This window comes from Brevibacterium antiquum, from assembly GCF_016107655.1.
Classification (GTDB): Bacteria; Actinomycetota; Actinomycetes; order Actinomycetales; family Brevibacteriaceae; genus Brevibacterium; species Brevibacterium antiquum.
The window spans coordinates 590,346-616,809 of the sequence record NZ_JABASX010000001.1 but is presented as its reverse complement, the minus strand read 5'-3'; the positions used below and the strand labels follow the sequence as shown (position 1 = coordinate 616,809).

Genomic DNA, 26,464 nt, shown 5'->3' with positions numbered 1-26,464 from the left:
TGCAGTGCACGCGTCAGGAGGGGACTGTGCCCTCGTCAGGAGGGGACTGTGCCCCAGCTGCGCAGGATCCAGCTGCTGCCGGTGAATCCGAATTCGCCATGTCCGCAGTTTCCCAGGACGGCGAGGCGACCTGGCCCGTCCATGCCGAGCAGCAGTTCTGCGGCTGCGCGCAGCACAGCTCCATGAGCGACGATGGCAATGGTCTTGGACTCCGAACCAGCGACGATGTCCGTGATCGCCGAGGCGACTCGACGACCCGACTCGGTGCGGGATTCCCCACCGGGTGGGTTCGTGTCAGCTCCGCTGAGCCATTGTTCGAGCTCGTCTGGCCACGATGTACTGAGCTCGTCCCGGGTATGGCCCTCCCACTCGCCGAAGGCGGTCTCACGCAGACGCTCATCACGTGTGACACCGACGTTCAGCAGCGAAGCAAGTGCGTCGGCAGTGTCAGCGGCCCGCGACAGGTCGGAGGAGACGATGAGTTCAGGTTGCAGTTGGCTCAGGTAGCCCGCTGCCTGAGCGGCTTGAGTCCGCCCGAGTTCGTTGAGCGGGATGTCACTTTGACCTTGGAACCTGCCTTCGACGTTGTAGTCGGTCTGGCCATGTCGCCAGAAGATGACGGTACTGGTCATTGAGAGTCGTCGGCGACGGCCGGCGCCGGCAGTTCCAGATCGATGACCGGGCAGTCCTTCCACAGGCGTTCGAGCGCGTAATATTCGCGCTGCTCCTGCGAGAAGACGTGGACGACGATGTCACCGAAGTCCAGGAGGACCCAGTCCCCGCTCCCCCGACCTTCACGGCGCAGAGGCGTGTGACCATAGGCCGTCTGCAGGGCCTCTTCAACGGCGTCGACGATCGATGCGATCTGCCGATCGTTCTCCGCCGAGATAATGAGGAAGGCATCGGTGATGTAGAGAGTGGCACTCACATCGAGAGCCACCTGATCGGTGCCGAACTTCTCGTCTGCCGCACGTGCGGCAGTTCTCAGCATTTGGGTTGATTCAACGGTCTCGCTCACAAGAGCCTTTCAGATGATTACAGCAACATGACCAGTGCAATGACGATGAGTGCGACTGCGAAGAGCGCAGCGACACCCAGCACTACATAGGGTACTTTGGATGGTTCTTCCCCAACTAGGATCCGGCCGTCGTGACCGGTGACCTCGCTGGCGCGAATACGTGTCCCCGGAGGATTCTCAGTCTCTTCGTCCTCGTAGTCAGGATTGGGAAGTGCCCAGGCCTCTGGCACGGTCTCCATCGGACGAGTCTCGGGGTTGGCCGCAAGTGCACGAGCCGCGTCATCGGAGGAGGTGCCAGTTCCTGCAGCAGACGAGTCGGTCGTTGATGTCGTCCCTGCGTCCTGACCTTGGCCGGAATCGGTGCGGCCCCTCGAGGGCTGGTCGGTACCGGTATCTGGGGTCCTCGCCGGGGTGTCGACCTCCGGAATCTGGGCTGAGGCCGCCGTGACGACCCGCACTCCGGAGCTGCTCGGCGGCTGCACGATGGGCATGCGCCGTGAGCGGCCCGTCCCGCCACCTCCATCGACGGCATCATCGTTGAGCGCATCGCCGGCGGGTGCCGACTCTCCAAGTCCTGATGACTGCGGCGTGGCTGGTGACTGGGTCGGTGTTGATGAGTCTCCCGTGTGCTGCTCAGGCTGGGTCGGTTCAGGCCTCGACCGTACAGGCGGCGCTGGTTCAGCAGTGGGCCGCCTGGGAGCAGACGAAAGAGCATAATCTTCGACCGGCGATTCTGCAGCTCCGGAAGGGGAGCTCGTCGCTGCTGCACCCGGGTCCAGATCTTCGATCGGCTGGGAGAGGGCATCGTGCGGAGCATCGTCAAAGGCAGTCGGTCGCGGTGCGGAGGCCGCGGTGACCGGAGACTCGAAATCTCGTGCGGCGACTTCGTCGGCCGATCCGCCGAATCCAGCAGTGTCGAAGGATTCGTCCTCACCGGCTGCGGCCTCATCTGATTCCTCGGACGAGGTCGCTTCCGGTCCTGCGATGACAGGGGTCGCTCCGGTGGAGAGGTCGCCTTCAACAGACAGTCCGTTATCGCGCAGGTAGCTTTTACGGGCGGTGCGCGAATCGAAATGAGGCAAGGGGGCTTGTTGCGGGTCGACGGGCTCTGCCGCTTCGACCGGAGGCCGCGACTCCCGCGTCTGGTCGGCAGATGATACGCCGCGTTCAGGGGCGGTCTGATGCGGTGACTCGGTGTCCGTCCGCGATTCGGGTGCCTGGGCCCGTGCTGGAGGCGGGTTCAGCAGTTCGGACCGATTGCCCGATGACGGCTCTTCTGGCTGCTCAGGTGTCTCTCGTGCTTCGAACGCCTGTTCTGCAGCCACCCGCTCGGCTTCTCGTCTGGCACGGCGTGACGTGAACTGCTCCTCAGCCATTTTCACTCCTGTACAACTCGTATTTCGCGATGTACTGAACGACCCCGTCCGGTACGAGATACCAGACAGGCGCCCCATCCATCACCCGTAGTCTGCAATCCGTGGACGAGATCGACAGTGCAGGGATCTGCACCAAGCTCAACCGGTCCACCGGAAGACCCTCACTGCGAAGTTCGTGCCCCGGGCGGCTCACTCCGACGAAGTGAGCCAAGGAAAACAGCTCATCTACATTCTTCCACGTCAGGATCTGAGCCAAAGCGTCCGCGCCGGTGATGAAGAACATCTCTGTGTCGGATCCGTAGCTCTTGGCCAGGTCCCGCAGGGTATCGATGGTGTAAGTGGGCCCTGGACGATCAACGTCGGCTCGAGACACCGTGAAACGCGGGTTCGACGCGGTTGCGATGACGGTCATCAGATACCGATGTTCGGCGCTGGTGACTTCTCCGGCATCTTTTTGATAAGGGCGTCCGGTGGGCACGAAGACGACCTCGTCGAGATCAAAGGTCGACTGCACCTCACTGGCTGCGACCAGGTGACCGTGGTGAATGGGGTCGAAGGTGCCACCCATGACACCGACCCTGCGTGTTTGCTTAGCCATATCAGTGGCGGTGGGAGATGCCCTTCCACGACCGGCTCACTGCTGCCATCGAGAGGAAGATCGCGAGGGTGATGAGTCCGTAGAAGATCGGATCCATCGGCAATTCGGTGTGGTGGGCTGCCTTCTCCGCGCCTTCGGCAACGGTGGTCAACAGGCTTGCGTTCACGTGCTCTCTCCTTCTCGATGATGATGACGCGGTCAGTCTGCGTCGCAGTGCTTATGCCTTCAGTTTCTCATGAACAATGAGACAAGTGGGCATCGACATGAGTATCGGTTCGCTCTGGGCCGAGCTGAGTCAGCTGCGGATCTGTCCATTGCCCATCATGACCCACTTCGTGGTCGTCAGCTGTTCGACTCCCATGGGTCCGCGGGCGTGGAGCTTCTGGGTCGAGATTCCCACCTCTGCACCGAAGCCGAGCTCTCCCCCATCGGTGAACCGTGTGGACACGTTGACTCCGACAGCTGCGGCGTCGATAGCTGTGACGAATGTCTCAGCATTGTCGATGTCCTTGGTCACGATCACTTCGGTGTGGCCTGAGGAATAGGCGCGAATATGCTCGATCGCCTCGTCGATTCCCGATACGACCTTCACTGCCAGTTCGAGGTCAAGATATTCCTTCGCCCAATCGCGTCGAGAGACACGTTTGACCTTCATCGTTTCCGGTGCCAGCGCCGCGACGGTGGTGTCGGCGTGCAGAACGACCCCGGCCTGGTCGAGTCGGTCGAGTATCTTGGGAAGAACGCGTTTGGCTGCCTTTTCATGGACCAACAGAGTCTCAAGCGAGTTGCAGACACTGGGACGATGTGTCTTCGAGTTGACCACGAGGTCGACCGAATTTTTGACGGTGGCCGATGAATCGATGAACATATGGACATTCCCGATTCCGGTTTCGATCACCGGAACCAGCGAATCCTGCACCACTGTGTTGATGAGCTCAGCGCCACCGCGTGGAATGAGGAGGTCGACGTAGTCACGCGCGTTCATGAGCACGTTGGCTCCGTCACGTCCGTATTGGTCGATTCCATTGATCGAGTCTGCAGGCAGACCAGCCGATTCCACGGCTTTGCGCAGCACGGAGACGATCTCAGCGTTGGAGTTCTGGGCCGCTGAGCCTCCGCGTAGGACAGTGGCATTGCCGGCCTTGAGCGCGAGGATCGCGATGTCGACAGTGACGTTGGGGCGGGCTTCGTAGATCGCACCGATGACTCCCATGGGCACACGGTTCTGAGTCAGTCGGATGCCGTTGGGCAGAACTCGTCCCACAACGACTTTGCCCACGGGATCGTCAAGATCGATGACCGTTCCCACTGACGCGGCCATGGCTTCGATGCGATCATGGTCGAGTCGCAGGCGGTCGAGGAGACCTGCGCTCATTCCGTTGTCGATGCCCGCGGCGATGTCGACTTCATTGGCGTTGACGATACGGTCGGAGTTCTCACGCAGGGCGTCGGCGATCGCGTGCAGCCCGGCGTCTTTCTCTGCCGTCGATGACGTCGCCAGGTGAGCGGCAGCGCTCTTAGCGTTCCTGACTACTCTGGTGACACCCCGGACGGTCTTGGGATGTATCTCGGATACAGCGGTCATGGACTATCTCCCCCCGCTCACGTGAGTGAGTACGAGATCATTGCGATGGATGACCTCTTTACGGTAATCATTTCCGAGTCGGGTGCCAAGTTCGTCCGTGGACAGGCCGAACATCGCAGGCAGTTCGTGAGATGAGAAGTTGGTCATGCCGCGGGCGATGACCTCACCGCCCAGGTTCCGAATCTCGATCGGGTCGCCAGCTTCGAAGTCCCCGGTCACACCGGTCACACCGGCAGCCAGCAAGGAGGTTCCGCGGGAGAGCACAGCGGATTCGGCTCCATCGTCGATGGTCACCGAGCCGAAGGTGCGGGCCAGATGGCGCAGCCAGAGCAGACGTGTCCCCCGCCGTTTGTGCGTCACGGAGAACCACGTGCCCACATGTTGACCACCGAGCACTGCTGAGATCTTCTCTGCCGAGGTCAGCACCGCGGGTATCCCCGAGTCGGCAACCATGAGCGCTGCTTCGACCTTCGTCGCCATGCCTCCTGTGCCGGTGCCGGCTGCCCCGGTCCCACCGATGGCGATGTCGCCGAGATCGGCGATGGAGGACACCTGCTCGATGCACACAGAATCGGACAGATTCGGTGGTCCCGAATAGAGTGCGTCGACATCGGAGAGCAGGACGAGGGCATCTGCGTGCGACAGGTGTGCGACAAGTGCAGCCAGGCGATCATTGTCACCGAACCGGATCTCTTCTGTCGCCACCGCATCGTTCTCGTTGACGATCGGCAGAGTCCCGAGGGCCAGAAGTTTGTCGATGGCGCGTTGAGCGTTCTTGTACCGAGTGCGTCGGATCAGATCATCGGCTGAGAGCAGCACCTGGCCGGGCACCAGGTCGTAGCGACCCAGCGCCCGGGTGTAGGCGGCCATGAGCAGACCCTGGCCGACTCCGGCAGCGGCCTGCTGTGTGGCAAGGTCACGGGGCCGTTTGTTGAGCCCCATCGGTTCGAGCCCGGCCGCAATCGCACCGGAGGACACGAGGATGACTTCATGTCCGGCAGAACGATGGGCTCCTATGACATCGGTGAGCGCGATCAGCTTTGCTTCGTCCAACCCCCCGTCGAGGGTGGTCAGAGACGAGGAGCCGACCTTGATCACGATGCGGCGTGCAGCTGCGATATCGGTGCGCGCCGAGATGCTGCCAGAATCGGTGGACTGGCTGTCGCTCATTCCTGACCGGACTCGGAATCGGAGGTGACATCGGCGGATCCTTCGCGACCGCGACCGGCACGCTCTGCGAGACGCTCCTGTTCGAACTCGGCACGAACAGCGGCCTTCGCATCCATGCGATCGTGGAATGCGGCCTTGCGTTCCTTCCGAGTGGAACGAGTATCCTCATCCAGACGCAGGTCGGTACCGCGGCTGCCCAGCAGCTCGGCGCCGCCGACGCTTGTCGGATCCCAGTCGAAGACGACGCCGTCGTCTCCGCCGATCACGATCGTGTCACCTGGCTTCGCCCCGGCCTTGAACAGAGACTCTTCGACTCCCAGGCGGTCCAGGCGATCGGCGAGATAGCCGACAGCCTCATCGTTGGCGAAGTCCGTCTGCCGCACCCAACGTTCGGGTTTGACTCCGCGGATGCGGAAGACCGGACCGTCCTCGTCGCTTTCGGCCTGAATCTGGAAGCCGCGGTCGTCAACGGCCTTAGGGCGGATGACGACACGCTTCGGCGTCGCCTCGAGCTCTGCGCGACGCTCACGTTCGGCTGAGACGAGTTCAGCCATCGCGAAGGACAGCTCCCGCAGACCGATGTGGCTGACGGCGGAAATCTCGAATACTCGATAACCGGCAGCCTCCAGATCGGGACGGACGATATCGGCTAGGTCATTGCCGTCGGGGATGTCGACCTTGTTCAGCGCCACGAGCTTGGGACGTTCCGACAGCGGCAGCAGACCGTTTCCGTCGTCGAGGTCGACGGCATAGGCAGCGAGCTCCGATTCGATGATGGTCAGGTCTGAGACGGGATCACGGCCCGGCTCCCATGTCGCCATGTCGACGACGTGGACCAATGCGGCGCAGCGTTCGACGTGTCGGAGGAATTCGAGGCCGAGGCCCTTGCCTTCTGATGCTCCCGGGATGAGGCCTGGGACATCGGCGATGGTGTATCGCACATCGCCGGCCTGGACCACGCCGAGGTTGGGCACGAGTGTGGTGAACGGATAGTCCGCGATCTTCGGCTTGGCCTCAGACATGGCCGCGATGAGACTGGATTTGCCTGCTGAAGGGTAGCCGACGAGCGCGATGTCAGCGATCGTCTTGAGCTCGAGCACCAAGCTGAGTGCTTCGCCCGGCTCACCCAGCAGGGCGAAGCCCGGGGCCTTGCGTTTCGATGAGGCCAGAGCTGCGTTGCCGAGCCCGCCGCGGCCGCCTGCGGCAGCGACGTATTCGGTTCCGGCATCGACGAGGTCGGCGATGATCTCGCCGTTCTGGTTCTTCACGACCGTGCCTTCAGGGACGGCGATGATGAGGTCACCGCCATCCGCACCATGGCGCAGATCGCCCTTGCCGATGCCGCCGTCGTTCGCAGTCAGATGCGGACGGTGGTGCAGTGGGAGCAGCGTTGTGGTCTGAGCGTCGACGACGAACTTGACGTCACCGCCCTGACCGCCATTGGCACCGTCAGGGCCGCCAAGGGGTTTGAATTTCTCGCGCCTGATCGAGGCGCAGCCGTTGCCGCCGTCTCCGGCGGAAAGATGGACTGTGACACGGTCTATGAACTCGGTGGCCATAATGTCCTTATATCAGATGAAGGGTGAGTCTCGAGACTCACCCTTCATGGACCCCTACCAGGGGAAAAACAGAACTAGTCGATCAAGCGCCGACGATGTTGACGATCTTGCGACCGTTGCGTTTGCCGAATTCCACGGCTCCTGCGGACAGTGCGAAGAGTGTGTCGTCTCCGCCGCGTCCGACGTTGGCGCCTGGGTGGAACTTGGTTCCGCGCTGGCGAACGATGATCTCTCCGGCCTTGACGACCTGTCCGCCGAAGCGCTTCACACCGAGGTACTGAGCGTTCGAGTCGCGACCGTTGCGGGACGAGCTGACTCCCTTTTTGCTTGACATGTGAAGTCTCCTCTTACTTGATGTTCGTGATCTTCAGACGGGTGAGGTCCTGGCGGTGGCCCTGACGCTTCTTGTAACCGGTCTTGTTCTTGTACTTCTGAATGATGATCTTGGGGCCGCGGAGTTCATTGACGACCTCGGCGCTGACCGCAACCTTCGACAGGGCATCAACGTCGGTCGTGACAGTCTCACCGTCGACGAGGAGGACTGCATCGAGTTCGACGCTTTCCCCGGCCTTCGCCTTCATTCGGTTGACTGTAATGATGTCTCCGACGCTGACCTTTTCCTGATGGCCACCGGCACGGACAATGGCATAGACCATGGTCGAACCCTTTCTGTTCATACACAAACGAACGGCGGTTGATCCCTTGGCTCCCGAGGAACGTTTTCCCCGGGTGTCCCATTGAGAGGAATCACCAGCCGTGGTGCGTCGTGCGCACCGACGATCAAGTCTAGTGGATTCGACCGCTGTTGGGCAAACCGCTCGAGTTGGACAACTCAGGCTTCTCGGGTCTCAGCGATCCGTTCGTGATGACGGATCACCTCGGCGACGATGAAGGTCAGGAACTTCTCCGCGAACTCCGGGTCCAGGTGCGCATCTTCGGCCAGCCTGCGGAGGTGGGCGACCTGCCTGCCCTCTCTCTCGGGATCTGCAGGAGGCAGACCGTGGTCAGCCTTCAACTCACCGACTGTCTCCGTGAGCTTGAACCTCTCGGCGAGCAGATGGATGAGCGCTGCGTCGATGTTGTCAATGCTTCCGCGCAGTTCCAACAGTCGCTCCTGGGCATGTGTCTTGTCGTTGATCTGATCCACGTGCACCAGTCTAACGAGACTCACGGCAATCCATCGACGACGCACGGAGGCCGACCCCGCGCCTTCGCGGAATCGGCCTCAGAGAAGCTGCGCTCAGACCAGCTCCTCCACAGGAACGGCGTCCTTCGTGTCGGGATCCATGAGCGTACCGGCCTTGCGGTCGGCCAGATACTTCTTCATCTCCTTCTTCACCACCGGCATCAGCATATACAAGCCGAGGATATTGATGAAGGCGCAGAGGAACAGTGCGGCGTCCGCGAACTCGACGATCTTGCTGAAGCTGGCGATGCAGCCGATGACCACAAACACGCAGACGAGGACACGGAAGACCGTGACCGCGCCCTTCGACTTGCCGAAGAGATAGGCCCAGGCCCGCTCACCATAGTAGGCCCACGTGATGAGGGTGGAGAAGGCGAAGAGCGCCACCGCGATCGCCAGCAGCACCGGATACCAGCCGGCCACCGTGGAGAAGGCATCGGACGCCAGCGCCACGCCGCCGATCTCACCCTCGCCAAGGTCATTGGTGTAGGAGGGCTGGTTGGCAACGATGATGGTCAGGGCGGTCATCGTACAGACGATCACGGTGTCCACGAAGGGTTCGAGAAGTGCTACGAAGCCCTCCGAGATGGGCCGACGAGTCTTGACCGCCGAGTGTGCAATCGCGGCCGAACCGATGCCTGCTTCGTTGGAGAAGGCTGAACGCTGGAACCCGATGATCATGACGCCGACGATGCCGCCGGCAACTCCCTGCGGTGCGAACGCACCCTCGAAGATCTGCCCGATGGCCGTCGGAATCTGGCCGAAGTTGATGGCCAGGACCAGCAGACACGAAAGAACGTAGAAGATGCCCATGGCGGGCACAAGCTTGTCGGTGACGTGGGCGATGGACCGGATTCCACCGAGGATCACGAGACCAACGAGACCAGCAAAGATGATGCCGAAGATCAATGACGCCACAGGACCGGCGAGGAAGCCGTCTGCACCGCCGGTGGCGGTACGAACCTGAGCGAAAGTCTGGTTGGCCTGGAACATTCCTCCGCCGACGACGCCGAAGATGAGGATGGAGACTGCGAAGATTCCGGTCAGCAGGCCGGCGATGGGCTTGGAGAACTTACGGAACGCGATAGGCAGGTATTTGAAGGGACCGCCGTAAACAACGCCGTTTTCGTCGATTTCTCGATATTTGACTCCCAGTGTGCACTCGACGAACTTCGTACACATGCCGAGGAGCCCGGCGATGATCATCCAGAAGGTAGCACCGGGACCACCGAGGGCAATAGCCACACCGACACCGGCAATGTTGCCGAGGCCGACTGTGCCCGATAACGCGGAGGCCAGTGCCTGGAAGTGGGTGATCTCGCCCGGGTCGTTCTTGGACGAATATTTTCCACGGATGATGTCGAGCGAAAGCTTGAATCCTCGGGCTTGGATGAATCCGAAATAGATGGTGAAGATTAAGGCTGCGCCGATCAGCCAGAGCACCACGAAGGGGAAGGAGACCGGTCCGAGCGTAATAGGAAAGAATATGATCCCGCCGAAGAAGGTGGCGATCGGATCGAACCAGGAGTTGATTGCATCATCAACCGGTGATTTGGGGGCATCTGCTGCCAATAACAAAGTGTTCATGGTGCAATAACCTGCCGTACCCCTTGGAAGGTAGCAAGCTCTACAGCACAGGACACGAATACAGTTATCCAACTGTTACGTGCGTCACACCTTGGGGGTATCGGTGAGATGCACGTCTCATTCTGTGTCCTAGACTGAAATCATGACTCAGAGCCCTCATCAGCACGGTCCTCCTCCGAATCAGCCACCCGGATCTCAGCCGACACCACAGCAACCTCTGCCCGGGCGCGGCCAGCAGCCCGGCTCCGGTTCTCAGGGTCACCCGCAGCGGCCCCTGCAGGGTGGACCGCAGATGTCCCCTGGAGTTCCTCCGCGCCAACGCCGACCCGGGCCGTCGAGAATCGCATCTGTCGAGGGCGAACGTGTCAGGGAGACCTCGGCGGGCGGCGTATCTGGATACTTCGCTATCGTCGGCGGGGTCATTCTGTTGATCCTGGCGCTTCTGCTCGCAGTGTTCGGATTCATCATGACCGTGGCCCAGGCCGCGGTCGGGGTCATCCTCATTGTGCTCGCAATCGTCATGTTCATCGCATCGATGTTCATGTTCAAGGGGTGCACCTCGGTGGCTCCGGGCAATGCTGTCGTGCTCCAGCTCTACGGGAAGTACGTCGGCACAGTTCGCCAATCCGGACTGCGCTTCGTCAACCCCTTCTATTCGAAGATTCAAGTTTCGACACGCATCCGCAACCACGAGACTTCCACACTGAAGGTCAACGACCTCGACGGCAATCCGATCGAAATCGGCGCCGTGGTCGTCTGGCAGGTCCAAGACACGGCTCAGGCACTGTTCGAGGTCGATGACTTCGAGGAGTTCGTCGCCATCCAGGCCGAGACTGCTGTGCGCCACATAGCAAACTCCTATGCCTACGATTCCTCGGATCCGAACCGGATGTCCCTGCGCGACAACGCCGATGAGATCACGTCGAAACTCTCCAATGAGGTCGCAGCACGAGTCGCTGCCGCTGGCGTGACCATCATCGAATCGCGCATCACGCAACTGGCCTACGCGGCGGAGATTGCGCGCGCCATGCTCCAACGCCAGCAGGCTACAGCGGTTGTTGCAGCCCGCCAGCTCATCGTCGAAGGTGCTGTCGGCATGGTCGAGACCGCCATTGAGCAGATCGAGGGACGTAGAATCGTCAAGCTCGGTCATCTCGAGCGCAGCGATCTCGTATCGAATCTCATGATCGTACTCTGCGGTGATCAGGCTGCGCAGCCGACCATCAGCACGACGAGGAATCAGGAATCCAAGAACTGAGGCGTCCCGCCGCCGATCCTCTTGATCGGTGGCGGAACGCCTCGTCGTCTGTCCGCATCACTCACATGAGTGCGGACATGATGTTCAGTCTTCGCCGATGATGACGAATGAGGTCGGCAGCGACTGCTGCGCCGACTCATCAGCAGCCTGAGCCTTGGCAGCGGGCTTCCGCCGCGGTGCTGCCTTGACGGGTTCAGCCTTGGCCACCTTGGTCGCGGTGTCTGCACCGATCATCAGCGGTAGCTCGGCAGCAGGCACCTCAGGCTTTTTCGCCCGGGCCGGCTTGTCCTGGACCGGCTTGTCCTGGACCGGCTTGGCCTGAGCAGACTCGTCATACGTTGGCTCTGACGTTTCCGAGGACTTGGCATCGGACCGCTTCCGGCTGTTGCGGGATCGGCCCGACTTTCCGCGGCCGTTCGAATCGGCGGACTCGTTGCCCTGCGATTCCTTCGTGGTGTCACTGTTCGGCGTCGACTCGGTGTCGCTCGAAACCGAGTTGTCCTGAGAGTTCTTCGCGTCCTTGGACTCCGTCTCGTCCTTCTTCAGCGTGGCCTTGGCAATTGCGGCTACGGCCGAACGCGAGGCGTCGTTGGCGTCGCTATGGCCTTCGGAGTCGTTGGACTTCGACGACGACTTATTGTCGCTGCGACGCTTGCGATCACGTTTGCTGTTCGAGTTGTCGTTGTGGTTGGACCGATTGCCGTGGTGGGCCTTCGAGCCGTCCTCTTCTGAGCCCGGCAGCAGCAGTCCCCGACCGGAGAGATCGGCCCCGGCACTGACAAGGGACTCTGCGAGTCCGGTGCCGATGCGCTTACGCGTCATCTGCACAAGACCCAGGGAGGTCACCTCGGCGACCTGATGCTTGGTTCTGTCGCGTCCCAAGCACTCGACGAGGCGACGCACAACGAGGTCCCGGTTCGATTCGAGGACCATGTCGATGAAGTCGACGACGATGATGCCGCCGATGTCCCGCAGGCGCACCTGCCGGATGACCTCTTCGGCCGCTTCCAGGTTGTTGCGGGTCACGGTCTCTTCCAGATTTCCACCTGAACCGGTGAACTTGCCGGTGTTGACGTCGATGACCGTCATGGCCTCGGTCCGGTCGATGACCAGCGAACCACCCGATGGCAGGTTGACGGTGCGCTGCAGCGCCTTCTGCACCTGTTCCTCGACCCGGTAGTGGTCGAAGATGTCTTCGTCCTCGCTGTAGCGGTGGACGCGCTCGAGCAGATCCGGTGCCACGGCCTCGACGTATTCGTGAATCGTGTTCCACGCGCCGTCGCCGTCGATGACGAGAGACGAGAAGTCCTCGTTGAAGACGTCGCGGATGATCCGCACGATCATGTCCGGCTCGCTGTAGAGGAGCTGGGGCGCGAGCACCTTCGTCGACTTCGACTTCTTCTCGATGGTCTCCCACCGTTTCGCCAGTCGTTCGACGTCCCGGCCGAGTTCCTTGTCCGTTGCTCCTTCGGCTGCGGTGCGCACGATGACTCCATTCGAGTCACCGACGAGTTCCTTGAGCAGCTTCTTCAGTCGATTGCGCTCGACGTCGGGCAGCTTGCGTGAGATTCCGGTCATGGAGTTGCCGGGAACGTAGACGAGGAAACGTCCGGGCAGGGAGATCTGACTCGTCAGACGGGCGCCCTTGTGACCGATCGGGTCCTTGGTGACCTGGACGAGGACGGCGTCGCCGGGGCTGAGTGCCACCTCGATGCGGCGAGCCTTGCCATCCATGCCGAGGGCGTCCCAATTGACTTCACCGGCGTAGAGCACAGCATTGCGGCCCTTGCCGATGTCGATGAAGGCGGCTTCCATGCTCGGCAGCACGTTCTGGACTTTGCCCAGGTAGACATTGCCGATGAGGGACGACTGCTGGCGGTTCTCCTTCAGGTAGTGCTCGACTGTGATCCCGTCTTCGACGACGACCAGCTGTGTCTGCTCGCCGCTTTCCCGCACCAGCATGGTCCGATCCACGGATTCACGACGGGCCAGGAACTCGGCCTCGGTGATGACGGGGCGGCGGCGCCCTGCCTCACGACCTTCCTTACGGCGCTGCCTCTTGGCTTCGAGGCGTGTCGAACCCTTCAGCGAGGTCACCTCATCGTTGTCCGTGCTGCGGGTCCGTGAGCGACGGCGACGACGGCGACGCGAACCATTGTCGTCATCGTCATCGCTGTCATCATCACCGGAGTCAGTGAGATTCTCCGACTGCTGGCCGGAGTTCTTGTCATCAGAGGATTTGGCGCCGGCGGACTTGTTCGAGTCTGCCTGCTGAGTCTTCTTCTCCGCCCGGTTGCCGGAGCGTGACTCGCGTCTGTTCGAGTGGGAATCGCTGTTCGAGTGGGAGTCGGAATCCTCGTCGGCAGATTCCTCCGCTGACGATGGTGAATCTTCAAGATCCGATTCGCTGCCGTTGTCATCGCGTCCGCGGGAGCGGCGGCCGCGTCCTCCACGACGACGCCGACGGCCGCCGGAATCGTTGGAGTCATTGTCCTCGGAGTCATCGCTCTTCGCGCCGTTCGTGTCGGCGTCTGATGCCTCCGCGTAGTCCGAGTCGTTGTCGTACTCGTCGCCGTCATCCGAATCATCGGTGTCGTCCTCAACCTGGACGGGCTGAGCCAGTTCAGCTTTGGGCACTTGGAAGATCAGTCCACCGTCGTGCGGCACGGCTGGTGCGCTGCGCGGGGTCGGAGCAGGCGCAGGGTCCACAGTGGGCGCCGCGAAGGGGTTGCGGGGATCGAATGTAGGGGCCGGTGCCGGCGAGGCGGTATCCGCGGCAGCGTCGGCAGAATCGTCGTCATCGACCTCCGAGGCATCGTTCGTCTCGCTCCCCCGGCCGTTGCTCGCTGCATTCTGCGGACCCCCGGCAGGTTCGCGGACGAACTGTTCGAACACGAGTCCCCTGTTGGCTGCGGAGTCCTGGGCCTTCTTCGATGTGCCCGGCCCCTGCTCGGGAACGTCCTCGACGTCCTCGTCCGAGTCGTCATCGCTCGGCTCGGGCATGCGCAGAGACTCCGCAGCCTCGGCGATGTTGTCGAGCTTCGCTCTGATGCTCTCGTCGACATCCCCATGAGAGGAGTCTGCGGAATTCACCGACTGCTGCAGATTGGCGAGATCGGCGAGGATGCCCTCTGTTGCTTCGTTGCCGTCATTCGACGCGTCATTCATGATTTCTCCCAGTCCGAAGACTCCGTCCACACCTCACGGATCTTCGGATCCTTGCATGGTCCAAGTCGGACCGAAACTTGTGGATGGCACTTCCAGCTCGCGCTCAGCGCGTAGGCCTTCGGTGCTGCCTCTTCTTGGTGTCGACCTGCGAGGTCGTACCCTCGACTCGGTGGAGGCACTTCTCCTGCTCGGTGTGAGAGCAAGTATCCGTCTGGCCATTATGTCACAGATCAACCGAAGTGCTCCGGTCGATGTCCGCCGTCTGTGGTCTCCGTCACTTCAGGTATGTGACTATTCGCAGCCGCCCCGTTTGCCGCGCAGTGTCCGGGGAGGCATTCTTGGAGTGTGAATACCGCAGATACTCTCCCTGACGACGATATCGACGTGGTGCCGCAGACCCGATCCTGGGTCCTGCGGCCGACCAGTCTCGGCATCTTCCTCATCGTTGCATCCGTCGTCGGCTACTTGGCATCCTTCGCTCTTGCCGTCGAGAAGTACGAGAAGTTGGAGGACCCGAACGCGGTGCTCTCCTGCGACCTCAACCCGTTCTTCTCCTGCGGATCGGTGATGGAGTCTCCCGAGAGCCAGCTCTTCGGCTTCCCCAATCAGCTCCTGGGAATCGGCGCTTTCATATTCCCACTGCTCCTCGGCGTGTTGCTCCTGGCAGGGACGAGGATCCCGAAGTGGATCATGGTCGGACTCAACATCGGCCTCGCCCTCGGCACCGTTCTCGTCATGTTCCTGTTCTACGTCTCGATCTACAAGATCGGCGTCGGCTGTCCCTGGTGCATGGTGGTGTGGACGATGACGATCCCGATGTTCGTCGCTGTCACGGCCCACAATGTTCTGGCCGGCAGTTTCGGCGCCCGGATCGCGCGGAATCCGATCGCCAGAGTCCTCGCCAAGGAGAACGTGGCGATCTTCGTTCTGTGGATGCTCGTCATCGCAGCCTGCATCGTCGTTCAGTTCTGGAACTTCTTCTCGACCCTGTTCTGAGCACGTCCTGAATAGCTCACCACTGCCATGAAATGACGCGGGTGCCCTGCGACCGTTCCCTCTGAGGAAGGACAGCTGCAGGGCACCCGCGTCTGTGCGCTGAGATCTATACGGCGGGGAACCAGATTCCGATCTCGCGTTCGGCAGATTCAACGGAATCGGATCCGTGCACGAGATTCTTCTGGACCTTCTCGCCCCAGTCGCGGCCAAGATCGCCGCGAATGGTGCCCGGCGCCGCCGCTGTCGGGTCGGTTGCACCCGCCAGCGAACGGAATCCAGGGATCACTCCCTGACCGGAGGCGATGATCGACACGATCGGTCCTTCGGACATGAAGTCGACGAGGGGCTGGTAGAAGGGTTTGCCTTCGTGCTCTGCGTAGTGCGCGGAGAGTTCTTCCGCGGTCGCGGTGCGCAGCGACAGAGCATCGATGGCATATCCCTTGGATTCGATCCGAGCGAGGATCTGTCCCACGAGTCCTCGTGCGACACCATCGGGTTTGATGAGGATGAGAGTGCGTTCCATTCCGGTCCTTTTCGTTAGTGCGATGATCGGCGGTCACAGTTTAACCGCCGTTGAGTTCATTGACCGCCGAGGCGGTTCAGGCTCGCTCCGCCACTTCCCTGTCGATCCTCGCCGACCAGTACACCGACACCGCCCACAGGGCGATGAAGATCGCTGCGACGAAGAACATCGAGGTGACGAGGAATCCCGAAGCCAGCAGGAGGATCTGCACGACCCAGCCCAGTGCCACACCCGGTCGCTTCTGACCGATGCGTCGTGGCAGCAGCAGGACCGACACGATGGCCAGAGCGGCAATCACGGACGCGCCGAGGAGCAGTTGCCCCAAGCTCAGAGATCCTGCTGCCTTCACCGCCAGGCCGTAGGCAGTGAGCACTGCGAAGTAGACGACGAAGAGCTCACAGATGAGGATCGAGCCGCACAGGACGGGAAACTTCGATTTCATCGGATCATTCCTCCTTGCCGAGCAGCAGACGGGCCTCTGCCACGGTGTGCAGAGAACCGGTGACCACGATTCCAGGGCTCGTTGCCCCGGAGCTGTTGGCCAGATCGATGGCCTTCATCAGGGCAGCGTTGAGATCCGGTGTCTCGATCACGGAGTCCTCATCCACCCATTCGCGGACAGCCTCGGCGAGTTCATGGGCATCAAGTGCACGAGAATTCAGTGCCTGGCTCACGACGAACACATCGGCGCTGCGGTGAAGCTCCTCGAGCACGCCGAGGATGTCCTTGTCGGCGAACATCGCCAGAACCATCACCGTGTAGTCGAAGTCGAATGCCTCGGTGATGGTCTCGGCCAGCACATGGGCAGCGTCGGGGTTGTGCGCCCCGTCGACGACCACTGCCGGTCCTGTCCGGACAAGCTCGGCCCGGCCGGGTGATGTCACACGTGACAGGCCCTCGGCCACGGTGTCGAGGACCAGCGGCTTGTCCTCATCACTCAGAAACGCCTCCGCCGCGACCAGCGCAATGGCGGCATTGTGTGCCTGATGGATGCCGTGCAGCGGCAGGAAGATGTCGGTGTAGACATCCCGAACCCCCTGCACGGTGATGAGCTGTCCATCGACCGCTCTTGTGCGGTCGAGGAGCCGGAAGCTGCGGTCCTCGGTCAACGCGAGAGTCTGCCGCCGCTCCACCTCGGCGTCCAGAGCAGTCTGCGCCTCTTCGGTCTGTGCAGCGATGACAGCGACCGGATTCGGTGCTGGAGAAGGATCGAGACTGCGATTGAGGATTCCTGCTTTGGTGGTGGCGATCTCGGTGAGCGTGTCACCGAGGAACTGCTGATGGTCGAGGCCGATCTTCGTGAAGACACAGACCTGCGCATCGGCAACGTTCGTCGAATCCCATTCGCCGCCCATTCCAACTTCGGTGACCACCACGTCGACCGGGGCGTCTGCGAACACGGCGAAGGCCAGGATCGTCAGCGCCTCGAAGAAGGTCAGCTTTCCACGCCCTTCGGCGACGAGCTCCGCGTCGACGAGGTCGAGCACCGGTGAGATCTCGTCGTGAATGCGGACGAAGGTCTCAGCGGCGACAGGACCGCCGTCGACAGAGATCCGCTCGGTCACCGAATGCAGATGCGGACTCGTGAAGCGGCCCACTCTCAAGTCGTGAGCAGACACGATCGAGTCGATCATGCGAGCAGTCGAGGTTTTGCCGTTCGTTCCGGTCACCGTGATGACCGGTGCGGCCTGATGAATGTCGCCGAGGAGCTCGCAGGCACGACGAGTCGCGTCGAGTCGGACCTCGATCTGGGTCTCCCCCGCTCGTGCCAGCAGTGCCGCATACACGCGGACGAGCTGGGCCTGCGACTTCTCGTCGCGCTCGTCCGTGCTCATGCTCGGCTCACAGCGAGACGCGTTCCCGCAGGCAGCTCTTCAGGAGTGAAGACCTGCCCGGCACTCTCGACGTCTGCGAAGTCGAGTGAGGTGGTCAGGGTCTCACCGGCGATGAGGTCCTGATGGGCGCTCAGCGCGGCCGCCAGATCCGTCTCCGCCTCGATGACGACGGTGATCCGATCGGAGATGTGCAGGTCCAGCTGTTTGCGGATTCCCTGGATGGCGCGGACCGCGTCACGAGCGACGCCTTCGGCCTCGAGCTCAGGGGTGACACGTGTATCGAGTGCCAGGAAGCCGGAGTCGAGCGCAGCCAGCTCCATTCCCTCGGTGCCGGATTCGGCCACCGACTCCACGGTGTATTCGCCATCGACCAAGTCGATTCCACCGCTGGTGACGGTGCCGTCGTCGGCGACCGACCAATCGCCGGTCTTCGAGGCCTTGATCACCTGCTGCACCTGCTTGCCCAGCCTGGGGCCTGCGGCGCGGGCATTGATGACGAGACTCTGCGACAGGGAGAATCCTGCAGCTTCCGCCTCGGCGACGTCGAGCACTTCGACCTCGCGGACGTTGAGCTCATCGGAGATGATGTCGGTGAACTCGCTGCCCAGCTCGGTGTCATCAGCAACGGTGAGCTTGGCCAGAGGCAGGCGCACCCGCAGCTTGTTGGCCTTGCGCACGGAGGAAGCCGTTGAGCAGATGTCGCGGGTCAGATCCATCGCGGACACGAGCTGATCATCGGCGGGGAACAGACTCGCATCCGGGTAGTCGGCCAAGTGGACCGACCGTTCGCCGGTGAGCCCACGGTAGATCTCTTCGACGGTGAATGGCAGCAGTGGGGCTGCGACCCGGCAGAAGGCTTCGAGGCAGGTGTAGAACACGTCGAATGACTCGTGGGTCGCCTCGGTGCCGTCCCAGAAGCGGCGACGGGAACGACGCACGTACCAGTTGGTGAGCATGTCGAGGTAGCTGCGCACGAGTTCGCAGGCCGCCCAGATGTCGAGGCCCTCCATGGCGTCCGCGAACTCTGCGATCAGGTCGTGAGTCTTCGCCAGCAGATACCGGTCAAGGACCTGGCTCGAATCATAGCGGGAATCGGCCCGGTAGCCGGCCTTCTCTCCGTCTGCCCCGTCTGCGGTGTTGGAGTAGGTGGCGAAGAACTGCCAGGTGTTCCAGAGCGGGAGAACGACCTGTCGCACTCCATCGCGGATACCCTGCTCGGTCACGACGAGGTTGCCGCCTCGCAGGATGGACGAGGCCATGAGGAACCAGCGCATCGCATCGGAGCCGTCGCGATCGAAGACCTCGTTGACGTCGGGATAGTTGCGCAGCGATTTCGACATCTTCGCTCCGTCGGAGCCCAAGACGATGCCGTGGGAGATGCAATTGGTGAAGGCAGGACGATCGAAGATCGCTGTGGAGAGCACGTGCAGGAGATAGAACCAGCCGCGAGTCTGTCCGACATACTCCACGATGAAGTCGGCGGGGAAATGATTGTCGAACCATTCGGAGTTCTCGAACGGGTAGTGGACCTGTGCGTAGCTCATGGATCCCGAGTCGAACCAGACGTCGAAGATCTCAGGGATGCGGCGCATCATCGACTGACCGGTCGGATCGTCAGGGTTGGGTCGTACCAGGTCGTCGACCCAGGGGCGGTGGAGGTCGACTTCACCTTGGTCATTGACCGGCAGGCGACCGAAGTCGGCCTCGATGTCGGCCAGGGACCCGTACACATCGGTGCGCGGATACGAGGGGTCGTCTGAGGTCCATACCGGGATCGGCGAACCCCAGAAGCGGTTGCGTGAGATCGACCAGTCGCGTGCGTTCTCCAGCCATTTGCCGAACTGTCCGTGCTTGACATTGTCGGGCACCCAGTTGATCTGCTCGTTGAGTTCGACCATGCGGTCCTTGAACTCGGTCACCCGGACGAACCAGGAGGACACAGCGCGGTAGATCAGCGGATTGCGGCAGCGCCAGCAGTGCGGGTAGGAGTGCTCATAGGATTCGTGCCGGATCAGCAGTGCCGAACGATCTGCCATCGGCCCGGTGCCGTTGCGCAGGTCCTTGATGATGCCCTTGTTGGCGTCGAAGACCTGCTGTCCCGCGTAGTCGGCGACCGTGGAGTCGAAGCAGCCTGCGTCGTCGACGGGACGCACGGCGGTGATGCCGTAGGAATCGGTGAGGTCCTTGTCCTCTTCACCGAAAGCCGGAGACTGGTGGACGATTCCGGTGCCTTCGTCCGTGGTGACGAACTCGGCTTCGAGGATGGTGTGCATCCGTTCACCGAACTCCTCTTGGCGACCTTCGAAGTACGGGAAGGGAGGCTCGTATTCACGACCGAGAAGCTCACTGCCGGAGAATGTGCGCAGCACCTCGGGGTTCTCCCCGAGCTCACGGGAGTATGAGCCGAGGCGTGCCTCGGCGAGGATCAGTGTCTTTCCCTGCAGCTCTTGTGCACCGTCTTCACCGGCGACGACGGCTGCCAGCGGGATCTCGGGATTGACCGCGACAGCCTGGTTGGACGGAACAGTCCACGGCGTCGTCGTCCAGATCAGGACCCATTCATCGGAGTCCTTGAGCTTGTATCCGATGGTCACGGCCGGATCCTGGCGCGACTTGTAGACATCGTCGTCCATGCGCAGTTCGTGGTTCGACAGCGGAGTCTGGTCTTTCCAGCAGTAGGGCAGAACGCGGTAGCCCTCGTAGACGAGCCCCTTGTCCCAGAGCTGTTTGAACGCCCAGATCACGCTTTCCATGTATTCGACGTTGAGCGTCTTGTAGTCGTTGTCGAAGTCGACCCACCGACCCTGGCGGGTGACGTACTCTTCCCATTCCTTCGTGTACTTCAGGACTGAGGAACGGCAGGCGTCGTTGAATGCGGCCAAGCCCATGCCGCTGATCTCCGACTTGTCGGTGATGCCCAGCTGACGTTCGGCCTCAAGCTCTGCGGGAAGGCCGTGGGTATCCCAGCCGAAGCGGCGATCCACTTTCTTGCCCCGCATCGTCTGGAAGCGTGGGACGACGTCCTTGACGTACCCGGTCAGGAGGTGACCGTAGTGGGGCAGTCCGTTGGCGAAGGGAGGTCCGTCGTAGAAGACGAACTCGTTCTCACCGTTCTCGCCGGGGTCGCGCTGGTCGATCGAGGCCTGGAACGTATCGTCCTGTTTCCAGTAGTCGAGCACGGCGTCTTCGATGGCGGGGAAATCCGGCGAGGCACTGAGGCCGAAGGCCGAGGTCGATACCTTGGGATACAACGGTTGCGTCATGAGCGTCCTTTGAGTCACTGCGGTCACTGTCACGAGGACGACATGTCTGCCGCGGTACCACCTCGCTTATCCGTCCTCAACGACTGTCGGGTGAGACAGACGATCAGCGGATCGCTCATAGCCGGAGTGATGACGGGTCCAACCGTCCGGTTCTACTGAATGCCTTCTGTCGTGCCGAAGCCTTCGGCACGGGACGAACGCACTGTTCTTCCGGATGCTCCCCGGTGATGGCCGGATCGCTGCACCCTCAATCGTATACCTTGGCCCGGTGTGTCGACCACCTGGCCCAGGGTGTCGGCCATCAGGCTGGGTGCAGCCGCCCGGCTTCCGAACTCAGAGACCCTGGTGGCGTGCCACTTTGTGCTGTGCGGCCTGTGCAATCGGTCTGATCACCATCAGGTCGACATTGAAATGGTGCGGTCGGGTCAGCGAGTAGACCACGGCATCGGCGACGTCATCTGCGGTGAGTGGGTTCTTCACCCCTTCGTAGACTTTGTCGGCTTTGTCCTGACTGCCGCCGACTCGTTTCAGCGTGAATTCATCGGTTGCGACCATCCCGGGGGCGATTTCGATCACACGGACGGGTTCACCAGCGAGCTCGAGCCGCAGCGTCGCGGCGATCGAATGTGTGCCGTGCTTGGTCGCGACGTAACCGCCACCGCCCTCATAGGCCTGGTGACCGGCGGTCGAGGACATGACGACGATGTCTCCACGCCCGGATTCGATCAGAGCGGGAAGGAATGCCTTGACGACTCGGAGGACTCCGAGGACATTGACATCGAACATGTCACGCCAGCCGTCGACCGAGGCCTCGGCGACTGTGTCGGTGCCGAACGCGGCACCCGCGTTGGCGACCAGGGAGTGCACCGGCCCTCCAGCCAGCACCTCGGCGCTGAGCGCTGCGACCGCGGCATCATCGGTGAGGTCGGCGACAACATAGCTGGCGCCGGTCTCCTCGGACAGTGCCCGCAGCTTCTCCTCTCGCCGTGCCACGGCAACGACGTCCCAGCCCTGCTCGCGCAGCCGGCGCACCGTAGCAGCGCCGATTCCCGAACTCGCACCTGTCACCACTGCTCTGAGTGTTTCCATCGCTGTACCTCTCCGTACTTCTTCGTCGTTGTTCGTGGCTCCAGGCCCGGATCTGGGCTCACCGCATCTGGACCTGGGCGCACCCGTCTGGACCTGGGCATGTCACATCTGTATCTGGGTGTGTCTCTACTGGTGGAGGACACGACTGTCGGGGACACCGGTCAGTCTACGGAGTTTCATCCCCGTCCGGCAGATTCCGTGGCAGCTAAGCGCTCGCGGTGTCCGGGTCGGCCTTCTTCGTTCGGCGCGCCCGTGGGTTCGGCTTCGAATGCGGGTTGCGGGGACCGCCTTCACCGAAGACGGCGCGCACACCGGGAATCTTGACCGCCAGCCAGGTGATGACAGCGCAGATGATCGTGTAGACGATCGGCATCGCGATGGCATGGAGGAGAACACCGGGAACCGTCGTCGGCAGGCCCATCTCATTGCGCAAGGGGTAGAGCACGAGGGGGTGGAGCAGGAACACCCCGAAGGAGTACGGGTAGAACCAGTGCAGGAGCCGGAAACCGCTATCCAAGTGATGATGCAGCAGGAGGTAGGCGGCCACAGAGGCGATGACGACCCCCGGTGAGAGGTACTCGTAGGGGAAGACCCACGGCTTCTCGCCCGGGCCGAGTCCCGCCCACACAATGGTCATCGCGATTGCACCGGCAAGTGCCAGCCATGCCAGCACCACACCGCGGGAGGAGAGCACCACGTCCCGCAGCACCCACCCGAGGATGTAGAAGCCGGCCATCGGCAGGAAACGTGTGGCGATATTGGCCTCACCCACGTCGAAGACGATGCTCGCCCATTGGTCGAGCATGCCGATGCCCAGAAAGATCAGACCCGTTCCCCATTGCAGGCGCCGCGAACCGTGAACGCTGAGCAGCCGGAAGAACGGGGTCAGAAGCGTCAGGCCGGCGAGCACGTAGAGGAAATAGAGCTGCACGAACGGAGAACCGGTCAGAATCGCGATTCCCGGGTTCCATCCGTCGTCTGTCGGGAGCAGATAGAAGCGCCTGAAGACGACGTATACGGCTGTCCAGAACACGAGGGGGATTCCGATTCTCCACACGCGCTTGCTGAGGAATTTACGCGGTTTGTTCCCGCGTGCCGGGTCCAGTGCCAGCGCCCCGGAGATCATGATGAACACAGGAACCGACCACCGAGCTGCGGAGTCGAAGCCGTTGGCGACCCACCAGCCGGGACCCATGGTCGCGTAGTTCTCCTCCACGACGGTTCCCAGCGAATGGATGGCGACGACTGCCACGATCGCGATCGCACGGGCCGGGTTCATCCACGCGGTCGACGTCGGCGGCAGGTTCTCTGATCGGATTCTGTCCAAGGGCGCCATGGTCCAATATTCTCATTTTCGTTCGCGGATGCATCTCACGCTCCATTCAGTGTGTGTCCCTGGCAGCGTGTGCCACAGGCTCGAACCGCTGAAGTCCGCTCACGCCCGATCATCGGTTTGGCCCCAGGCCGCCCGGGTGAGAAAATCAACAATTATGAACACACCTGCCTTTTCGGACTCGACGCACGAGTCAGTGAACCTGCCGGATAAGCCGGCTCTTGAGGGACTTCGGGACAAATGGGACGCCGCTTGGAGCGACAGCGGAGTCTATGCCTTCGACGTCGATACGGATCGTGAGCAGGTCTACTCGATCGACACTCCCCCGCCCACCGCCTCGGGGTCTCTGCACGTCGGGCACGTCTTCTCCTACACGCAGACCGACATCATCGCCAGATATCAGCGCATGCAGGGCAAGAACGTGTTCTACCCCCTGGGCTGGGATGACAACGGTCTGCCGACGGAACGACGCGTCCAGAACTACTACGGGGTCACCTGCGATCCCACCCAGAGCTACGACCCGAACTTCGAGCCGCCGGCAAAGCCTGCGAAGAACTCTCGTGACTTCGTCAAGATCTCGCGTCAGAACTTCATCGAACTCTGCGAGACCCTGTCCGCGGAAGACGAGCAGATCTTCGAACACCTCTTCCGCTCCACCGGCCTGTCCGTGGATTGGAAGTACACCTACCGCACCATCGATGACACGTCACGCTCGGTCAGCCAGAAGGCCTTCCTCGCCGACCTCGCAAACGGTCACGCATACTCCCAGGACGCCCCCACCATGTGGGACGTCACCTTCGGCACTGCCGTCGCGCAGGCGGAACTCGAGGACCGGGAGAAGGACGGCGCCTACCACACGGTGAACTTCTATCCCGAGGGTACCGACGGCCTCGCCGACACCTCGGCGGAACCGATCGTCATTCTCACTTCCCGTCCGGAGCTCATCCCCGCGGTAGTGGCACTCGTGGCTCATCCCGAGGACGAGCGTTACACCTCCTCATTCGGATCCAAGTACGTCTCACCTCTCTTCGGCGTGCGCGTCGAAGTTCGCGCCCATGAACTTGCGAAGTCGGACAAGGGCACCGGCATTGCCATGGTCTGCACCTTCGGTGACCTCACTGACGTCACCTGGTGGCGTGAACTCGACCTGCCCACGCGCGCCGTCATCAACCGCGGTGGTCGCCTCAATCTCGAAGTCCCCGAATGGATCGCGTCGTCGCCGAAGCCCGATGCTGTGGCCAACTACGAGAAGCTGGCGGGAAAGACAACCTTCACCGCCCGCAAGGAGATCGCGGATATGCTCGCCGAATCCGGTGACCTCATCGGCGAGATCGAAGCGATCACGCATCCTGTTCCGTTCTATGAGAAGGGCGACAAGCCCCTCGAAGTCGTCACGTCCCGCCAGTGGTACATCCGCAACGGCGGACGCTCGGCCGAACTCCGTGATGCGCTCATCGCCCGCGGTCGAGAGATCGAGTGGCATCCGGCATTCATGCGCTCACGCTACGAGAACTGGGTGGAGAATCTCAACGGTGACTGGCTGGTCTCCCGCCAACGTTACTTCGGCGTGCCGATCCCGCTGTGGTATCGCTTGGACTCGGCTGGGGAACCCGACTACTCGGATCCGATCGTTCCCGAGTCCCTGCCCACCGACCCTATCGCCGAGGTGCCGGCCGGCTTCACCGCTGACCAGCGTGACGTGCCCGGCGGCTTCACTGCCGATCCGGACGTCCTCGACACCTGGGCAACCTCATCTCTGACCCCCCAGCTGCTGGGTGGTTGGAGCCGCGATGAAGACTTCTTCTCCAAGGTCTTCCCCTTCGATCTGCGCCCTCAGGGCCACGACATCATCCGCACTTGGCTGTTCTCCACTGTCGTCCGTGCCAACTCGCTCAATGACGCTGCACCATGGAAGCATGCCGGCCTCTCCGGTTGGATCCTCGATCCGGATCGCAAGAAGATGTCGAAGTCGAAGGGCAATGTCGTTGTCCCCTCTGACATCCTCGGCGAGGCGAAACCGGGCTTCGGCCCCGACGCGGTGCGCTACTGGGCGGCCAGCGCCAAGCTCGGTGCCGATACAGCCTATGACGTGACGCAGATGCAGATCGGGCGCCGATTGGCCATGAAACTGCTCAACGCTTCGAAGTTCGCGCTTGCCCAGGGGGTTCACTCCGGGCTTGTCGGCCAGCTTGGTTCTGTGACGCACGATCTCGATCGTGCTCTGCTCAAGAAGCTCGCCGAGGTCGTCGAGACGGCTTCAACGCATATGGCGGCTTACGATTACGCACACGCTCTGCGTGCCGCGGAGAGCTTCTTCTGGGAGTTCACCGATGACTATGTCGAGCTCGTCAAGGACCGGTCGTACGGCGCCAAGGGCGAGGACGATCAGCTTTCGGCTCACGTCACTCTGGCAACTGCCCTCGACGTGCTTCTGCGCCTCTTCGCCCCGATCATGCCCTTCGTGACCGAAGAGGTGTGGTCATGGTGGAGAACGGGATCTGTGCACAGGTCACCGTGGCCTGGAGACGAGAAGCTGACTCAGCCTGACTCGTCTGTGGATCCGGACCTGCTCATGTCTGTCGCCTCGGTGCTCACTGAGATCCGGAGGTCGAAGACCGAGGCCAAGGTCTCCCAGAAGACCCAGGTGCGCAGCCTCACCATCCATGCTCCGGCAGCTGTCGTCGCAGCGATCGACAGTGCCGAAGGCGACCTGACGTCCGCTGGACGCATCCAGAATCTCGTCACTGAGGTGAAGGGTGAAGAGATCACAGTCGCCGAGATCGACTTCATCGAGCAGGACTGACCGTCCACGCCTGTTCCACAATCAGAACAGAATTCTCCGGCACGTGGAGTGGCCGGACGCTTACGATGGAACTCGACAACTGAAGGAGTACGAAGCTTCTTCATGGACGAAAGGCTC

The 26,464-nt window shown here is 61.9% G+C and carries 22 protein-coding genes; 3 read left to right on the top strand and 19 right to left on the bottom strand.

Going from position 1 to position 26,464, the window contains the following annotated elements; all coding sequences use genetic code 11:
- Positions 1 to 35: 35 nt before the first annotated feature.
- From JFC13_RS02830 to JFC13_RS02775, 12 genes are all read right to left on the bottom strand, one after another.
- Positions 36 to 632, bottom strand: coding sequence for a histidine phosphatase family protein (locus tag JFC13_RS02830; RefSeq protein ID WP_198395562.1), 597 nt, complete (start codon positions 630 to 632; stop codon positions 36 to 38).
- Entirely contained in the window at positions 629 to 991 is a 363-nt protein-coding gene (rsfS, locus tag JFC13_RS02825; protein WP_198395561.1) for a ribosome silencing factor, read from the bottom strand. Before rsfS ends, JFC13_RS02830 begins: the two co-directional genes overlap by 4 nt.
- 44 nt (positions 992 to 1,035) lie before the next feature.
- Positions 1,036 to 2,394 carry a hypothetical protein gene (locus JFC13_RS02820; protein ID WP_198395560.1) on the bottom strand — a complete coding sequence of 453 codons (1,359 nt, stop codon included), beginning with the start codon at positions 2,392 to 2,394 and terminating at the stop codon, positions 1,036 to 1,038.
- Complete coding sequence (gene nadD, locus JFC13_RS02815; RefSeq protein WP_198395559.1) at positions 2,387 to 2,992, bottom strand: nicotinate-nucleotide adenylyltransferase; 606 nt, start codon at positions 2,990 to 2,992, stop codon at positions 2,387 to 2,389. Before nadD ends, JFC13_RS02820 begins: the two co-directional genes overlap by 8 nt.
- Before the next feature lies 1 nt (position 2,993).
- Positions 2,994 to 3,158, bottom strand: a complete 165-nt coding sequence (locus JFC13_RS02810; protein WP_198395706.1) for a hypothetical protein — start codon at positions 3,156 to 3,158, stop codon at positions 2,994 to 2,996.
- Positions 3,159 to 3,287: 129 nt separating this feature from the next.
- Positions 3,288 to 4,577, bottom strand: coding sequence for a glutamate-5-semialdehyde dehydrogenase (locus JFC13_RS02805; protein ID WP_198395558.1), 1,290 nt, complete (start codon positions 4,575 to 4,577; stop codon positions 3,288 to 3,290).
- 3 nt (positions 4,578 to 4,580) lie between these two features.
- A complete protein-coding gene (gene proB / locus JFC13_RS02800) occupies positions 4,581 to 5,747 on the bottom strand; it encodes a glutamate 5-kinase (protein WP_198395557.1) in 1,167 nt (388 codons plus the stop codon).
- Positions 5,744 to 7,306 (bottom strand): GTPase ObgE, encoded by a 1,563-nt coding sequence (obgE, locus tag JFC13_RS02795; RefSeq protein WP_198395556.1) that lies wholly within the window; start codon positions 7,304 to 7,306, stop codon positions 5,744 to 5,746. Before obgE ends, proB begins: the two co-directional genes overlap by 4 nt.
- 82 nt (positions 7,307 to 7,388) lie before the next feature.
- Positions 7,389 to 7,640: a 50S ribosomal protein L27 gene (gene rpmA, locus JFC13_RS02790; protein ID WP_143921531.1), complete on the bottom strand. Its 252-nt coding sequence runs from the start codon at positions 7,638 to 7,640 to the stop codon at positions 7,389 to 7,391.
- A gap of 13 nt (positions 7,641 to 7,653) precedes the next feature.
- Positions 7,654 to 7,962, bottom strand: a complete 309-nt coding sequence (gene rplU, locus JFC13_RS02785) for a 50S ribosomal protein L21 (protein WP_029417392.1) — start codon at positions 7,960 to 7,962, stop codon at positions 7,654 to 7,656.
- 176 nt (positions 7,963 to 8,138) lie between these two features.
- Positions 8,139 to 8,453: a chorismate mutase gene (locus tag JFC13_RS02780; RefSeq protein WP_143921530.1), complete on the bottom strand. Its 315-nt coding sequence runs from the start codon at positions 8,451 to 8,453 to the stop codon at positions 8,139 to 8,141.
- A gap of 93 nt (positions 8,454 to 8,546) precedes the next feature.
- Positions 8,547 to 10,079 (bottom strand): alanine/glycine:cation symporter family protein, encoded by a 1,533-nt coding sequence (locus JFC13_RS02775; protein WP_198395555.1) that lies wholly within the window; start codon positions 10,077 to 10,079, stop codon positions 8,547 to 8,549.
- Between the two features lie 142 nt (positions 10,080 to 10,221).
- Here JFC13_RS02775 and JFC13_RS02770 point away from each other — a divergent pair, with 142 nt between their 5' ends.
- Complete coding sequence (locus JFC13_RS02770) at positions 10,222 to 11,337, top strand: SPFH domain-containing protein (RefSeq protein ID WP_232488049.1); 1,116 nt, start codon at positions 10,222 to 10,224, stop codon at positions 11,335 to 11,337.
- Between the two features lie 84 nt (positions 11,338 to 11,421).
- Here the strand turns inward: JFC13_RS02770 and JFC13_RS02765 are convergent, their stop codons facing one another.
- Positions 11,422 to 14,505 (bottom strand): Rne/Rng family ribonuclease, encoded by a 3,084-nt coding sequence (locus JFC13_RS02765; protein ID WP_198395554.1) that lies wholly within the window; start codon positions 14,503 to 14,505, stop codon positions 11,422 to 11,424.
- Positions 14,506 to 14,850: 345 nt separating this feature from the next.
- Here JFC13_RS02765 and JFC13_RS02760 point away from each other — a divergent pair, with 345 nt between their 5' ends.
- Positions 14,851 to 15,501 (top strand): vitamin K epoxide reductase family protein, encoded by a 651-nt coding sequence (locus tag JFC13_RS02760; RefSeq protein WP_198395553.1) that lies wholly within the window; start codon positions 14,851 to 14,853, stop codon positions 15,499 to 15,501.
- A gap of 106 nt (positions 15,502 to 15,607) precedes the next feature.
- On the opposite strand, the gene ndk is transcribed toward JFC13_RS02760, so the two are convergent.
- The 6 genes from ndk to JFC13_RS02730 all read right to left on the bottom strand — a co-directional run bounded on the left by ndk (position 15,608) and on the right by JFC13_RS02730 (position 23,547).
- Complete coding sequence (ndk, locus tag JFC13_RS02755; RefSeq protein WP_198395552.1) at positions 15,608 to 16,024, bottom strand: nucleoside-diphosphate kinase; 417 nt, start codon at positions 16,022 to 16,024, stop codon at positions 15,608 to 15,610.
- A gap of 76 nt (positions 16,025 to 16,100) precedes the next feature.
- The gene (locus tag JFC13_RS02750) at positions 16,101 to 16,466 is read right to left on the bottom strand and encodes a DUF4233 domain-containing protein (protein ID WP_198395551.1); all 366 of its coding nucleotides are present in this window, start codon (positions 16,464 to 16,466) and stop codon (positions 16,101 to 16,103) included.
- 4 nt (positions 16,467 to 16,470) lie between these two features.
- A complete protein-coding gene (locus JFC13_RS02745; protein WP_198395550.1) occupies positions 16,471 to 17,859 on the bottom strand; it encodes a bifunctional folylpolyglutamate synthase/dihydrofolate synthase in 1,389 nt (462 codons plus the stop codon).
- Complete coding sequence (ileS, locus tag JFC13_RS02740; protein ID WP_198395549.1) at positions 17,856 to 21,122, bottom strand: isoleucine--tRNA ligase; 3,267 nt, start codon at positions 21,120 to 21,122, stop codon at positions 17,856 to 17,858. The genes JFC13_RS02745 and ileS overlap by 4 nt, the downstream gene beginning before the upstream one ends.
- A gap of 333 nt (positions 21,123 to 21,455) precedes the next feature.
- Positions 21,456 to 22,211, bottom strand: a complete 756-nt coding sequence (locus tag JFC13_RS02735) for an SDR family oxidoreductase (protein ID WP_198395548.1) — start codon at positions 22,209 to 22,211, stop codon at positions 21,456 to 21,458.
- Positions 22,212 to 22,416: 205 nt separating this feature from the next.
- Entirely contained in the window at positions 22,417 to 23,547 is a 1,131-nt protein-coding gene (locus JFC13_RS02730; protein ID WP_198395547.1) for an acyltransferase, read from the bottom strand.
- Between the two features lie 154 nt (positions 23,548 to 23,701).
- Here JFC13_RS02730 and valS point away from each other — a divergent pair, with 154 nt between their 5' ends.
- A complete protein-coding gene (valS, locus tag JFC13_RS02725) occupies positions 23,702 to 26,347 on the top strand; it encodes a valine--tRNA ligase (protein WP_198395546.1) in 2,646 nt (881 codons plus the stop codon).
- The last annotated feature ends 117 nt before the right edge of the window (positions 26,348 to 26,464 follow it).